This window comes from Amycolatopsis japonica, assembly GCF_000732925.1.
Classification (GTDB): domain Bacteria; phylum Actinomycetota; class Actinomycetes; order Mycobacteriales; family Pseudonocardiaceae; genus Amycolatopsis; species Amycolatopsis japonica.
This window is the reverse complement of the sequence record NZ_CP008953.1, coordinates 2730497-2744662: the sequence shown is the minus strand read 5'-3', so window position 1 is coordinate 2744662 and position 14166 is coordinate 2730497. Positions and strand designations below refer to the sequence as shown.

Genomic DNA, 14166 nt, shown 5'->3' with positions numbered 1-14166 from the left:
TCGGCGAAATCCGGTCATGGCCGGCCAAACCCACACGGTGAGTGTCCGATTGATTGCGAAACCCACATCGGCGCCACTAGGCTTTTCGCCGAGCGGGACACTCTTTTCGGCGGTCGGAAGCACAGGCGGCAGGTCATGGACGAGGTTTCCTCGCTGACGGTGCGGCTGCTGGGCGGTTCCCCCGCTCGCCACGGCGACGGCGAGATCGCGCTGGGTCCTGCCCAGCGGCAGGCGGTGTTCGCCACGCTCGCACTGCACGCCGGCCAGTTCGTCTCCCGCCGGGAGATCATCGACGCCGTCTGGGGCGAGCGGCCTCCGGACAGCGCCACCGGCATCGTGTACACCTACGTCTCGGCGCTGCGCCGCGCGCTGGAGCCCGCCGGCGAACCGCTCGTCGCCAGCCGCGCGGGCTATCGCCTCGACCTGCCGAAGCAGCAGGTCGACGTCCACGTCTTCGAAGCCGAGCTGGACCGTGCCCGCGCGCACCGGCTCGACGGCGCGCACCAGCGGGAGCTGGAGTCGCTGCGGTCCGCGCTCGGGCAGTGGCGGGGCTCCGCGCTCGACGGGATCCCCGGCCCGTTCGCCGAGACCCAGCGCGCGCGGCTGAACGAACTGCGTCTGAGCGCGCTCGAACGTCAGGCCGAGGTCGCGCTGCGGCTCGGCGAGCATCGCGAACTCGTGGACGAGCTCGCCGTGCTGGTCGAGCGCCATCCGCTGCGCGAAGGCCTGCACCGCATGCTGATCACCGCGTTGTTCCGGTCCGGGAGGCAGGCCGAGGCCCTGGCAGCGTTCGACCGCGCCCGCGAGACGATCATCGAGCGGTCCGGCCTCGAACCCGGCCCGGAACTGCTGGACCTGCGGCGACGGATCCTGAACGACGATCCGGCACTGCACGGCCGGCAGGAACGCCCCCGTCGGACGCAGGCCGTCCCCGCCCGGCCGTCCGCTTTCGTCGGCCGCGAATTCGAGCTCGGCCGCCTGCGACGGCACCTCTCCGCCCTGCTCGACGAAGGCCGCGGCGGAACGGTCTGGCTGGACGGCGAGGCGGGCAGTGGCAAGAGCGCGTTCCTGGCCGAGGCGCTGGCCACGGTGAGGAGCAGGACACGCTGGGTCGTGGCCGACGAGCTGAGCGGCGCGGTCCCGATGAGCCTCATCGCCGACTGCCTCGGCGCCGCGGCGCTCGACGATCTCGGCAAAACGGTCACCGAACTCTGCGAAGACGGGCCGCAGGTGCTCGTCTTCGAAGATCTGCACTGGGCCGACGAGGAAAGCCTGCTCGCCTGGCAGCGGCTTCACCGGCTCACCGAGCGCCTGCCGCTGCTGCTGATCGGCTCGGCGCGCCCGCTCCCCCGGCGCCGCACGCTCGACGTCCTCCGCTCGGAGTTCGACGGCGAGATCGTCCCGCTGCCGCCGTTCGACGGCCCGGCCGTCGCCGCGCTCGCCGAAGAGACCATGGCCAGGGCCCCGGGCGACGACTTCCTCCGGTTCGCCGCCGAGTACACCGCCGGGAACGCCGGCTATCTGCGCGAGCTGTTCGCCGAGTTCGCCGACGGCCACGAGCCGGACACCGCGCCGCATGGCAGGCTCTCCGCCGTGGTGGAGACTCATCTCGCCACGCTTTCCGTGCCGGGCAAGCGAACGCTGAGTTCCGCCGCGCTGCTCGGCTCGTCGTTCACCGTCGCGGATCTCGCGGGCGTCACCGGCCGCGAACCGCGGTCGCTCACCGGGGCGGTCGAGGAGGCGCTCGCCGCGCACGTTCTCGAAGCCGAGGGAGAACGTCTGCGGTTCCGCGTTCCGCTCGTTCGAGCGGTGTTCGCCGCGAACACCCCGCCCGCCATCCGCGCCGTGCTGCACCAGGAGATCGCCACGACCATGGCGGACTCCGGCGCGCCCGCGGATCGTGTCGCCGAACAGCTGCTCCAGGCAGGCGACGAGCTGACCGCGCCCTGGATCCCCCGCTGGGTGCTCGACAACGTCCGCGCGCTGTCCGCCGGGACCGCCGTCGAACTGCTCGATGTGCTTTCCCACCAACGGAATCTCACCGAGGAGCAGCACGAGGAGCTGACCGGCGAGCTCGCCGCGCTGCTGCTGCCCGAATCGGCCGCCGTGCCCTCCTGGCCCACCCAGCCCTGGTGCACGCCGCTGCACGCACTCGCCCGGGTGCGCAACCCGAGCGCACCGAGGACGTCCTAAACTGCGGGGACACACACCAGTGATCCGGCCACTTTCGCTGTAAGACGAGAAATGGAGCCGGCGTGACGAACGGGCTGCGCGTCGAGCTGCTCGGGCCGCCTCGTGCCTGGCTGGACGACGTCGAGCTGAAGCTCGGGCCCGCCCGCCAGCGTGCGGTCTTCGCCACCCTGGCGACGCGGCGCGGCCAGGCGGTCTCCCTCGGCGAGCTGATCTCGGACGTCTGGGGCGGGTCGGCGCCCGCCAGCGCCACCGGCAGTGTCCACACCTATGTCTCCGGCCTGCGCGGGGCGATCCGCAAGGCGGGCGGGGACGCGCACGGAATACTGCGTTCGTCCGGATCGAGCTACTCGCTGCGGCTGGACGGGGAAGCGCTCGACGTCCACCGGTTCGAAAGGGACGTCGCCGCCGCCAAAGCGGCACACGCCGATCAGCGGGACGCGGCCGCGCGGCTCACCTCCGCGCTCGGTCTCTGGCGCGGCGAGGCCTACTCCGGCGTGCCCGGCCCGTTCGCCGAAGCGGAACGCGCCCGGCTCGCCGAACTCCAGCTCACCGCCGTCGAACTGCGTGCCACGGCCCTGCTCGGCATCGGCGACCACCGTGAAGTGGTGGCCGAGCTGACCGCGCTGGTGCAGCGGCATCCGTTGCGCGAGTCCCTGCACGAGACGCTCATGCGCGCCCTGCATGCCAGCGGGCGCCAGATCGAGGCGCTCGGCGCGTATCGCGAGGCCAGGCGGATCCTCCGCGACGAACTCGGCGTCGAACCCGGCGCCCCGCTGCGGGATCTGCACCAGCGCATCCTCGACGGCAGCGAAAAGCCCGTCACCGCGCCGAAACCGGTGCCGGTCCGCGTCGTGCCGCCGCCGGTGGCCAAGGCGATCGAACGGGGCGGCCATGGCCACCTGCCCGGCCGTGCCCGGCAGGTCGAGCGGCTCGACGGCTTCGTCACCGACGTGCTCGCCGGCCGCGGCCGCCCGGTCTGGCTCGAAGGCGAACCGGGCATCGGCAAATCGGAACTGCTGATCGCCGGGCTGGCCGGTGCCGCGGCGCGCGGCTGCCAGCTCGCCTGGACCGCGGCCGACGAGCTGCAGCAACGGTTCCCGTTGCAGGTGATCATGGAATGTCTCGGCGTGCACCACGGCGCGGCGGATCCGGCCAAGGCCAAGCTGGCCGGTGAGCTGCACGCCGAACCCGCGCACGGGGACTGGGGCCCCACCGATCCGATCTTGTCCACTGTGGACAAGTTGCTGACGCTGGTCGACGAGACCTGCGCGGCGGGCCCGCTGGTGCTGGTGATCGACGACCTCCACTGGGCCGACGAGGCCAGTGTGCTGTTGTGGCAGCGGCTGGCCGCCGCCACCCGCCAGCTGCCGTTGCTGCTGGTCGCCGCCACGCGCACCGGGCACGGCCGCCGGGACCTGGCCCGGCTGCGTCGCGGAGTCGAAGCGAGGGACGGCGAGATCATGCCGGTCGAGGTGCTGACCGACGACGACATCGCCGCCGTGTTCGAGGTGATCCTCGCGGCGAAGCTCGGGCCGAGCCTGCGCCCGCTGGTCCGGCGCGCGGCCGGGAATCCGCTCTATGCCAGGGAAGTCGCGCACGACCTGGTCCGGAGCGGCGCGGTGAGGATCACGGCGGGCGTGGCCGAGGTGACGCTGGACGGCACCGAGAACGCGCCGCGGTCGTTGCTCGCGGCGGTGGCCAGGACGCTGGAGACCCTCGACCCGGCCACGACCGAGATCCTGCGCACCGCCTCCCTGCTGGGAGCGGAGTTCGCCGTCGAGGACATCGCCACGCTGGCGGGCAAGAGCCCGCTCGAGGTCCTGCAGGAGCTGGAGCCCGCCACCACGGCGGGCGTCATCGAGTACGCCGGCGACAAGCTCGCCTTCCACCATCCGTTCCAGCGGCAGGCGCTCTACGGCGCCATCCCCGAACCGGACCGTGCCGCGCTGCACCGGCGTGCCGCCGAATCGCTCGCGCGGGCGGGCGCGCCGGTCAAACGGGTCGCCGAACAACTGGCGGCCGGGCCGGTGCCGTTCGACCCGTGGCTGGCGGGCTGGCTCACCGCGAACCACGTCGCGGTGTCCAACCGCGCCCCGCATATCGCGGCCGACCTGCTGCGCGGCGCTCTCGACAGCACGGTGCCCACCCGTGAACAACGGGAGACGCTGATCGCCGCGCTGGTCCGCGTGCTGTTCCGGCTCGAACTCACTCCCGAGGCCGAAGCCGAGGAGGCGGTGAAGACCGTCGTGGACAAGGCGGATCTCGCGCAGATGCGGCATTTCCTGGCCGCGCTGCGCTACCGCCGGGGCGACACATCCGGCGCGATCGAGGCGCTCGGCGACACCGCGGACGATCCGTCGATCCCGGAACTCTGGCGCACCAGCACCCGGACGCTGCTCGCCAACTTCCGTCGCGGCACCCTCGACGATCTCGACGAGACTGAACGGATCGCGCGGGGCCTGCACACCGAGGCGGTCGAAGCGGGTGAGCGCTATCCCGCCGCGCACGCGCAGCAGACGTTGTGGCTCGTGCACTCGATCCGCCGGGAGCACGACCGGGCGCTGACCGCGATCGACGCCGCGCTGGAGACCGCCGGCCACGAGGCCGACCTGGCGACGCTGCGGTTCGACCTGCTCGACAACCGGCTCTTCACCCTGCAGAACCTCGACCGGCTCGGCGAGGCCGACGCCACGCTGCACGCCGGGTACGAGACCGCGGCACGGCATGGTCTGCCGACCGGTCCGCAGGTCTCGGCGGCCGTGCACTACTACTGGACAGGGCGTTGGGACGAGGCGCTGGCCGAACTGGACTCGGTCACGGAGGACGGCCCGGCGATCACCTTCTACGGCGTGCGCGAGCCGGGTGCCGCCGCCCTGTTGCTGCACGGGGTCGCCGCGCTCATCGCGGGCCATCGCGACGAACGCGTCGCCGTCCGCGCCCATCTGGAAGCGGCCGAGGCGCACTCGCCGTCGAACTCGTCCGAACGCGAGAGCTGCGACTTCTACCTGGCGGCACAGGCGATGGCCGCCGAACAACGCGGCGAACTCGACGACGCGTTGCGGCTGTTCGCGCCGGTGCTGCGCCCCGACTACGCCCGGATGATGCTGCGCCACCAATGGCTTCCCGACGTCGTCCGCGTCGCGATCGCGGCCGGGAACGACGCCGTCGCCCAAGAGGCGCTCGCCGTCTGCGCCGAAGAGGCGAGCCAAGAGACCGTGCCCGCCAGGGCCACCGCTGCCGCCCTGAGGTGCCGGGCGCTGATCGACGGCGACCCCGAAGGCATGCGGGCCGCGGCCGATCACTACCGCGAGGTCCGTCGGCCCATCGAACTCGCGGCCGCCCTGGAAGACGCCGCCGAACTGCTCGGCCGCGCCGGGTACCTCGAAGAGGCCACCCGCTCGCTCACCGAGGCCTGCGAAGTGCTCGGGCCGGTCGGTGCCACCTGGAGCATCCGCCGCGCGGAAAGCAGGCTGCGCCGCTACGGCGTCTTGAGCCGCGCGGAACGGGGCCCCCGGCACAGCGGGGCGCTGTCGCCGCTGGAACTGCGGGTCGCGCGGCTGGTGGCGGCGAAACTGTCCAACCCGGAGATCGCCGCGGAGCTGAGCCTTCCCAGAAGGACGGTGCAGTCGCTGGTGTCCAGGGTGCTGACCAAACTGCACGCCGATTCCCGGCTGACCGTCGGCGATCAGCTGCCGAGACGACTCGCCTGACCGTACGACCGAGGAGAACCATGACCCGCATGCTGGCTGGATTGACGGCCCTCGTGCTGCTGCTCGCCGGCTGTTCCGGCACGCCGGAAGCCGGCGGCCCGATCAAGCTCACCGTCGCCACCTTCGGCGAGTTCGGGTACGAAAAACTCTTCGACGACTACGAAAAGGCCCATCCGGGCATCACCGTCGAGGGCCGGGTCGCCGACTTCGAGACGCATCACCGGCAGCTGGCCACCGGGCTCGGCGCCGGACGCGGCAGTGCCGACGTGGTCGCGATCGAAGAGCAGTATCTTCCCAAGTTCCGCCAGTCGACGGACAAGTTCAGCGATCTTTCGGAATTCGGCGCGCAGGGCCTCCGCGAGCACTGGCCTGCCTGGAAATGGGACCAGGGCACCGCCGAGGGCGGGAAGTACGTGATGGGCCTCGGTACCGACATGGGCAGTCTCGCGCTCTGCTACCGCCGTGACCTGTTCGCGAACGCCGGCCTGCCGACCGAGCGCGACCAGGTGGCCGCGCTGTGGCCGACCTGGGAGAAGTTCGCCGAAACCGGAGAACGGTTCAGCTCCAAGGCACCGGACGACGTCAAGTTCGCCGACTCGGCGGGCACCGTCTACACGGCGATGCTCAACCAGGCGCAGGAGAACTACTTCTCCAAGGACGACAAGTTCATCGCCGACACGAATCCCAACGTGCGCAAGGCCTTCGAGCTCGCGGGCGGGATGGCGCTGAAGAAGGAGACCGCGGCGGTCACCACCTTCACGCAGCCGTGGACGGTGGCGATCAAGCAGAGCCGGTTCGCCGCCATCACCTGCCCCGCCTGGATGCTCACCCAGATCCAGGAGGCGGGCGGCCCGGAGCTGGCCGGAAAATGGGACGTCACCTCGGTTCCGGGCAAGGCGGGCAACTGGGGCGGTTCGTTCCTGACCGTCCCGAAGCAGGGCGCGCACCGCAAGGAGGCCTACGACCTCGCCGTCTGGCTCACCGCGCCCGAACAGCAGAAACGGATCTTCCTGGAGAGCGGGTTGCTGCCGAGCGCGCTGGGCGCCTATCAGGACAGTGCCGTGCTTTCCCATACCAGCCCGTATTTCAGCGGCGCGCCCATCGGCAAGATCTTCGCCGCGTCCGCCGAGGCCTTGCGGCCGAACTACCGCGGGCTGCGCGACGGTGAGGTGCGGCCGGTGTACGGGCACGCGCTCGGCCGCGTCGAAGAGGGGAAGCAATCCCTGGAGCAGGCCTGGAACCAGGCCGCCACCGAAGGCCGCGCCGCGGCCGCCAACTGAGCGGGGGCGGCGTGACACTGGGGTTTCCGGACGGGTTCCGGTGGGGTACGGCCACGGCGGCGTACCAGATCGAGGGTTCGACGACGGCAGACGGCCGCGGACCGTCCATCTGGGACACTTTCACCGCGAGATCCGGCCTGGCCAACGGTGATCCGGCTTGCGACCACTACCGCCGTTACCGCGAGGACATCGGCCTGCTGCGCGAACTCGGCATACCGTACTACCGGTTCTCCGTCGCGTGGTCGCGAATCATGCCGGACGGCCGCACGGTGGAGCCACGCGGGCTCGCCTTCTACGACCGTCTTGTCGATGCGTTGCTGGAACATGGAATCACCCCGATGGTGACGCTCTACCACTGGGACCTGCCCGAGGCATTGCAAACGGAAGGCGGCTGGCCGAATCGCGAGATCGCGGACCTTTTCGCGGATTACGCGCGTACTGTCCACAAAGTACTCGGTGACCGCGTGCGGCAGTGGACCACGATCAACGAGCCGTTCTGCGCCGCCTTCATCGGCTACGGCAACGGCGATCACGCCCCGGGCATCCAGGACGAGGGCGCGGCGCTGGTCGCCGGACACAACCTCCTCTTGGCGCACGGCAAGGCCGCGCAGGCGTTGCGGTCTGACGGCGGCGAACAGGAAGTGTCCATCGTGCTCAACTTCGCCCCCGTGCTGACCGATGTGGACGACGCCGCCCACCGCGAAGCTGCGCGCAAATTCGACTTCCTGCACAACAGGTTCTTCCTCGACCCCCTGCTGGGCCGCGGCTATCCGCCCGAACTGCTGGCGGACCTGGCGCACCTCGGCACCCTGGAACCGGCGATCGCCGACGGTGATCTGGAGATCATCGCGCAGCCGCTGGACGTCCTGGGCGTCAACTACTACGCGCCCGCCCGCGCGATGCCGCTCGAAGATCCCGAAGCCGACAGCAACTGCCCCCTGCCGGGCCTGCGCGGGATGGACGTCCAGCCGCCACGCGGGGAACTGACCTCGCTCGGCTGGGAGCAGCGACCGGAGTGCTTCACCGAACTTTTGCTGTGGCTGCAAGAACATTGTGGCGGCCTGCCGCTCGTGATCGCCGAGAACGGTGCGGCCTTCGAGGACGAAGTAGTCGAAGGCCGCGTACACGACGAGAAGCGCGTACGGTACTTCGCCGACCACCTCGCCGCCGTACACGCCGCGATCGAGCGCGGCGCCGACGTCCGCGGCTACATGGCCTGGTCGCTGCTGGACAACTTCGAGTGGGCCATGGGGTACACGCAGCGATTCGGTCTCGTGCATGTGGATTTCGAAACTCAGGAACGGGTACTCAAGGACAGTGCCCTGTTCTACGCGGATGTGGTGGCGCGCAACGGTATTTAGCGGTTGGTCTTGGCTGTTGCCGGAAATCGGCGACGTGGTGGACCGACCGGCTTCCGGGTCCCAGGTGCCCGTCGCCGAAAACCGACGACACTCTTGGGGCCGGAAACTGTCGGTGGTCGGTTGTAAGTTCTGGGTGTGGACACTCTCAACGCCACTCTGGCGCTCTTGAAGGAAATCACCGAGTCGGATGCGTTCCGGGAGGTCAATGCTTCTCTGGATTCATTGGGAGACAACGACGCCATCGCCGCAGCAGTCGCGGCGTCGGAAGGGATCGCGAGACTGGAGGCCGTCCGGTTTCGTGCCTTGAGACAGCTGGGACGTCATCGCGACGATGCCGCCAGTGTGGTGCAGGAGGTCGCGTTCGCACTGTCCGTTGTGGACGGTCACGCGGCCGGGCTGGTGTCGACGGCGGCGGCGTTGATGTCTCGCCTGCCTCGCACACTGGGGCTGCTGGATCAAGGCAAAGTGGGTGGATATGGGGCGATGAAAGTCGCCACCGCCACCGCGTGGCTCTCCGACGACGATGCCCGCGCGGTCGACGCGGTCCTGGAGGACCGGATACCGGACCGGAACTCCGATCAGATCCGGAAAGCGGCCAACCACGCCGCGATGATGGCCGACCGTGACGGAGCGGCTCGGCGGACTGAACGCAATCGCGCCGGACGCCGGCTGTCTGTGCGACAGGGAGAGACCGGGGTGGCCTCCATCGAAGTCGAGGACGGCCCGGTGGAGAAAGTGGCCGCCGCCTACACCCGCATCGACCGCGAAGCACGAGCACTGCGGGCCGGTGGAGAGACCCGCACGCTGGATCAGCTGCGGGCGGATGTCGCCCTTGATCTTCTGCTGGGTGGCCAGGGTGGGAAGAGTGAACGGTCCGAGGTGTTTCTCTATATGGACCTCAACACTTATCTCGGGTTGAACGACGATCCGGCGGAGATGGCCGGACACGGGCACATTCCGGCGTCGCTGGCCCGGCAGATCGCCGGCGGACCGAACACCGTGTTGCGGCGGATCATCACCGATCCGCTCTCGGGGCAGGTTCTCGATCTTGGCCGGGATCGGTACCGGCCGACGGCGGGGTTGGATGAGTTCGTGCGGGTACGGGACCGGGAATGCCGAAGACCGGGGTGTCATCGTGTGGCGCAGGCTTGCGATCTCGATCATTCGGTGCCGTGGCAACACGGTGGCCATACCGCGGATACCGAGCTGATCGATCTATGTCGCCGTGATCATCGGTTGAAGGACGAGCCAGGCTGGAACTATCGGTTGGCCTCCGATGGGACCCTCACGATCACCACGCCCACGGGGCGGAGTTATGACAGTTCGCCTCCGCCGCTGCATGAACCCCGTGCCGAGGAACCACCACCGTTCTGAGGCGTCGCCGAAAAACGACCACAACGCCACGGCGCCGACCACCGTTCCCCTGCCCGCGAGCCCTCGACCCCCGTTGCCGAAAAACGGCAACAGCCTGGCAGCTCAACGCCACTCAGCCCCGCGGAGCCCCCCGCATAACCCCGTCGACCACCTTCCTCGCCAACACGATGAACAACCCGACCACCGGCAGCACCCCGATGGTCGCCGCGGTCAGCATCAGCGAGTAATCCGTGAAGTACCCACTAGCCAGCCGCGACAACGCCACCTGAACGGTCGGGTGCGCATTGGGGTCGAGCACGATCAGTGGCCAGAAGAAATCGTTCCACGCGGTCATGAACGTCAACATCCCAAGCACCGCAGCCTGAGGGCGGATGGCGGGCATGGCGACGTTCCAGAACAGCCGCACCGTCGAGCAGCCGTCGACGCGGCCGGCGTCCAGCAGTTCGCCGGGGATCGCCTCCTCGCACGCCTGCCGCATCCAGAACACGCTGAACGCGCCGACCAGTCCCGGCACGATCACCGCCTCCAGCCGTCCGTACCAGCCGAGTTCGCCGACCACCAGGTACAGCGGGATGACACCGAGTTGCGCGGGCACCATGGCGGTGCCGATGACGACCAGGAACAGCGAGTCGCGACCGGGGAACCGCAGCCGCGCGAAGGCGAATCCGGCCATGCTGGAGAGCAGCACGTTCGAAACGGTCACCGTGCCGGCGACGATCAGCGAGTTCTGCATCGCCAACCAGAAATCGACGGTCCCGAAGACCCGCTCGACGTTCTCGATCAGGTTGCCGCCGGGCACCAGCGGCGGAGTCGTCTCACCGAGGGCCGAGTTGTCCTTCGAGGACACCACGAACGACCAGTACAACGGGAAGATCGACGCGACGACGACGGCGAGCAGCAGCCCATAGACGACGAAACCGGTCCGTTCTCTCGCAGCCACGGTCATTCACCGCCCCGCATCCGGCGCACGAGCGAGAAATTGACCAGCGCGAACACCGCCGAGAACAGGAACAGCACCCACGCGATGGCCGCGGCGTACCCGGCGTCGAACTCGCCGAAGCCCTTCTCGTACAAGTACATGGCCAGCGTCTGGAACTGCCGGTCGGCGCCACCGGTGCCGTTGACGCCGGTTTCGTCGAGCAGCTGCGGCTCGGCGAACAACTGCAACCCGCCGATGGTCGAGACGACGACGGTGAAGGCGATCGTCGGCCGGATCGCGGGCACCGTGATCGACCAGAAGCTCCGCCACCGCGAGGCACCGTCGAGCATCGCCGCGTCGTACCGTTCCTGCGGCACGGACTGCATGGCCGCCAGGTAGAGCAGCGCGTTGTAGCCGGTCCAGCGCCACATCACCATCGCGCTCACCGCCACATGCGACGCGAACCGATCCGACCGCCAGTCCACCGGATCGAGCCCCACCAGACCCAGGGCCCAGTTGACGACGCCGTAGTCCTCCGCGAACAGCTGGCTGAACACCAGCGCCACCGCGACCACGGAGACGACGTTGGGCAACAGCACGCTGGCCCGCCACAGGGTCCTCGCCCGCAGGGGACGGTCGAGCAGGGCGGCGAGCCCGAGCGCCGCGAACAGTTGAGGGACGGTCGAAAGGACGAAGATGCTGACCGTGTTGAAGAGCGCGTTGTAGAAATGCGGATCCTGGAGCAGGACACCGAAGTTGTCGAGGCCGGCGAACCCGGTGTCACCGTTGACCAGATGCCAGTGATGCAGCGCCACCCACGCGGTATAGAGCAGCGGGAAAAGGCCGAACACGCCGAAGAGGACGTAGAACGGCGCTGTCATCAGGTATCCGGCGAGCCGCTCGCCCGTACGCTTCAAACGATGATCACCTTGACGCCTGCCTGGCCGATCTCGTCGAGCTCCCGCGGTTCGGCACCGCGGTCGGTGATCAGGGTGTCGACATCGCAGAGGTCCCCGAACCGGGCGAAGTGGTCGTCGCCGATCTTGGTGTGATCGGCCAGCAGCACCGTCCGCCGCGCGGACGCGATGGCCGCGCGCTTCACCATCGCCTCGGCGGTGTCCGGGGTGGTGAGCCCCCGCTCGACGGAAAGGCCGCTGGTGCTGAGGAAAGCGACGTCGACGTAGGTGTCCTTGAGCGCGTCGAGCGCCCAGCCGTCGACCGAGGCCATGGTGTGGCCGCGCAGCCTCCCGCCGACCAGCATCAGCGTGACGCCGGGCCGGTTCGCGAGCGCGCACGCGTTCGGCAGCGAAGGGGTGACCACGGTCAGGTCACGATCCGAGGGGACGAGATTCGCCAGCCTGCCCACCGTCGTTCCCGCGTCGAGCAGGATCGCGCCCCCGTCGGGGAGCTGCTCCAGGGCCGCGGCGGCGATACGGTCCTTCTCCGCGGTCATCACCGCGTCACGGGCGTCGAGGCCCGGCTCGATACCCTGCCGTTCGACGGGAATCGCGCCGCCGTGCACCCGCCGCACCACTCCGCTGCGTTCCAGCGCCGTCAGATCACGGCGGACGGTCTCGCTGGTGATCTCGAAGGCCGCCGCGAGCGTCGCCACGTCGACCCGGCCGTTCCGCCTGGCCTGCTTGAGGATGGCGCGCTGCCGCTCTTCGGCGTACAACGGTCACCTCCGGTCATGGCGGACGAGCGGTCATGGCGACAATAGTTGGTTTCCCGCCGGTCCGACAACGGAACCCCTCCGTCCATTGAGGACAGAGTGTTGCCCGAAACTACGACAGGACTGCCCGTTTGGCCGCCAGGAAAGCGCGTTCCGTGTCGTTGGTGGCCAAGGCGATCGCCTCGTCGTAGGCGGCGACGGCTTCCGCCGTCCGGCCGAGACGGGACAGCAGATTCGCCCGCGTGGCGGGCAGATGGTGATAGCCCGGCAGGTCCAGGTCCTCGATGCCGGCCAGCGCCTCCGCCGGGCCGTGCACTTCGGCGACGGCGACCGCGCGGTTGAGCGCGACCACCGGCGACGGGGCGAGCCGCCACAGCTGGTCGTAGAGCGCCAGCACCTGCGTCCAGTCGGTCGCTTCGCCGTCCGTGTGCACGGCGTTGATCGCGGCCTGCACCTGGTACGGGCCAGGCCGGCCCAGACGCAGGCAGCGCCGCACCAGCTCGTGTCCTTCGGCGATCAGTTCCCGGTTCCACAGCGACCGGTCCTGCTCCGCGAGCACCACCAGCTCACCGGACGGCCCCACCCGCGCCGGCCGCCGCGCTTCGGTGAGCAGGAGCAGCGCCAGCAGCCCGGTCACCTCCGGCTCACCGGGCATCAGCTCGGCGAGCGCCCGCGCGAGCCGGATCGCCTCCAGGCAGAGGTCCGTCCGCAGCAGCTCACCCGACGTGGACGTGTACCCCTCGTTGAACACCAGGTAGAGCACGGTGAGGACGGAGTCCAGCCGCTCGGGCAGTTCGCCCTCCCCCGGCACCCGGTACGGGATTCCCGCGTCGCGGATCTTCTTCTTCGCGCGGACGATCCGCTGGGAGACGGTCGTTTCCGGGACGAGGTACGCCCGCGCGATCTCCCCCACCTCCAGCCCGCCGAGCAGGCGCAGGGTGAGCGCCGCCCGCGCGGGCGGCGAAAGCGCCGGATGGCAGCAGGTGAAGATCATGCGGAGCTGGTCGTCGCGTACCGGCCCCACCTCGCGCGGTTCGTCCGGCGCGTGCAGGAGCAACGCCTGGGCGTGCCGTGCCTCGCGGGTGGATTCCCGGCGCAGGCGGTCGATCGCGCGGTTGCGGGCGGTGGTCACGATCCACGCGCCCGGATTGGGCGGCGTCTTCTCCCACTTCTCGACCGCCGTCGCGAACGCGTCCTGAACGGCCTCCTCGGCGAGCGAGATGTCGCCGAGGAGGCGCGTCAGGGTGGCCACGCACCGGCCGTACTCCGCCCGGTAGATCCCGTCGACGTCCATCACCGCCGGAGCGACGGGTCGCCGAACGGCCGCACCTCGATCGGCTGCCCGCAGGCCAGCGCGCATTTCCGCGCCCAGGCCAGCGCCTGGTCGAGGTCCTCGACCTGGATCACCCAGAAGCCGCCGAGCTGTTCCTTCGTCTCGGCGAACGGGCCGTCGGTGATCGTGGTCGTGCCGCCGGCGGGCCGGACGACCGTGGAGGCGTCCGAATGCTCGAGCCCGCCGACGAAGACCCACGACCCGGCGGCCTTCATCTCGTCGGTGACCTTGCCCGTCCTGGCCAGCATGGCCCGGACCTCGTCCTCGGGCGCGTCCCGCTCGCTTTCGTCGAGCTGGACGGCGAGCAGGTACTGCCTCATCGCG

At 69.8% G+C, this 14166-nt stretch carries 10 protein-coding genes; 5 read left to right on the top strand and 5 right to left on the bottom strand.

What is annotated here, in order from left to right; genetic code table 11:
• Positions 1 to 135 precede the first annotated feature (135 nt).
• From AJAP_RS13055 to AJAP_RS13035, 5 genes are all read left to right on the top strand, one after another.
• On the top strand, positions 136 to 2193 hold the full coding sequence (locus tag AJAP_RS13055; protein WP_038511101.1) for a BTAD domain-containing putative transcriptional regulator: 2058 nt from the start codon (positions 136 to 138) through the stop codon (positions 2191 to 2193).
• A 62-nt stretch (positions 2194 to 2255) separates the two neighbouring features.
• Complete coding sequence (locus AJAP_RS13050) at positions 2256 to 5903, top strand: BTAD domain-containing putative transcriptional regulator (RefSeq protein ID WP_038511098.1); 3648 nt, start codon at positions 2256 to 2258, stop codon at positions 5901 to 5903.
• 20 nt (positions 5904 to 5923) lie between these two features.
• The gene (locus AJAP_RS13045; RefSeq protein WP_038511095.1) at positions 5924 to 7183 is read left to right on the top strand and encodes an ABC transporter substrate-binding protein; all 1260 of its coding nucleotides are present in this window, start codon (positions 5924 to 5926) and stop codon (positions 7181 to 7183) included.
• A gap of 11 nt (positions 7184 to 7194) precedes the next feature.
• Positions 7195 to 8544 carry a GH1 family beta-glucosidase gene (locus tag AJAP_RS13040; protein WP_038511092.1) on the top strand — a complete coding sequence of 450 codons (1350 nt, stop codon included), beginning with the start codon at positions 7195 to 7197 and terminating at the stop codon, positions 8542 to 8544.
• A 213-nt stretch (positions 8545 to 8757) separates the two neighbouring features.
• Complete coding sequence (locus AJAP_RS13035) at positions 8758 to 9918, top strand: HNH endonuclease signature motif containing protein (RefSeq protein ID WP_084098624.1); 1161 nt, start codon at positions 8758 to 8760, stop codon at positions 9916 to 9918.
• 112 nt (positions 9919 to 10030) lie between these two features.
• Here the strand turns inward: AJAP_RS13035 and AJAP_RS13030 are convergent, their stop codons facing one another.
• The 5 genes from AJAP_RS13030 to AJAP_RS13010 form a co-directional block, all read right to left on the bottom strand.
• Positions 10031 to 10864 carry a carbohydrate ABC transporter permease gene (locus tag AJAP_RS13030; protein ID WP_084098132.1) on the bottom strand — a complete coding sequence of 278 codons (834 nt, stop codon included), beginning with the start codon at positions 10862 to 10864 and terminating at the stop codon, positions 10031 to 10033.
• Positions 10861 to 11754: a carbohydrate ABC transporter permease gene (locus AJAP_RS13025; RefSeq protein WP_038511090.1), complete on the bottom strand. Its 894-nt coding sequence runs from the start codon at positions 11752 to 11754 to the stop codon at positions 10861 to 10863. The genes AJAP_RS13030 and AJAP_RS13025 overlap by 4 nt, the downstream gene beginning before the upstream one ends.
• Entirely contained in the window at positions 11751 to 12512 is a 762-nt protein-coding gene (locus tag AJAP_RS13020) for a DeoR/GlpR family DNA-binding transcription regulator (protein WP_038511088.1), read from the bottom strand. The genes AJAP_RS13025 and AJAP_RS13020 overlap by 4 nt, the downstream gene beginning before the upstream one ends.
• A gap of 109 nt (positions 12513 to 12621) precedes the next feature.
• Entirely contained in the window at positions 12622 to 13803 is a 1182-nt protein-coding gene (locus AJAP_RS13015; RefSeq protein ID WP_038511085.1) for an RNA polymerase sigma factor, read from the bottom strand.
• Positions 13803 to 14162: a YciI family protein gene (locus tag AJAP_RS13010; protein ID WP_038511083.1), complete on the bottom strand. Its 360-nt coding sequence runs from the start codon at positions 14160 to 14162 to the stop codon at positions 13803 to 13805. Before AJAP_RS13010 ends, AJAP_RS13015 begins: the two co-directional genes overlap by 1 nt.
• Positions 14163 to 14166: the final 4 nt, after the last annotated feature.

Bases quoted from the DNA above. Each gene is read 5' to 3' on its own strand.
- AJAP_RS13055 (WP_038511101.1), top strand. From the start codon at position 136: ATGGACGAGGTTTCCTCGCTGACGGTGCGGCTGCTGGGCGGTTCCCCC.
- AJAP_RS13045 (WP_038511095.1), top strand. From the start codon at position 5,924: ATGACCCGCATGCTGGCTGGATTGACGGCCCTCGTGCTGCTGCTCGCC.
- AJAP_RS13030 (WP_084098132.1), bottom strand. From the start codon at position 10,864: ATGACCGTGGCTGCGAGAGAACGGACCGGTTTCGTCGTCTATGGGCTG.
- AJAP_RS13015 (WP_038511085.1), bottom strand. From the start codon at position 13,803: ATGGACGTCGACGGGATCTACCGGGCGGAGTACGGCCGGTGCGTGGCC.
- AJAP_RS13010 (WP_038511083.1), bottom strand. From the start codon at position 14,162: ATGAGGCAGTACCTGCTCGCCGTCCAGCTCGACGAAAGCGAGCGGGAC.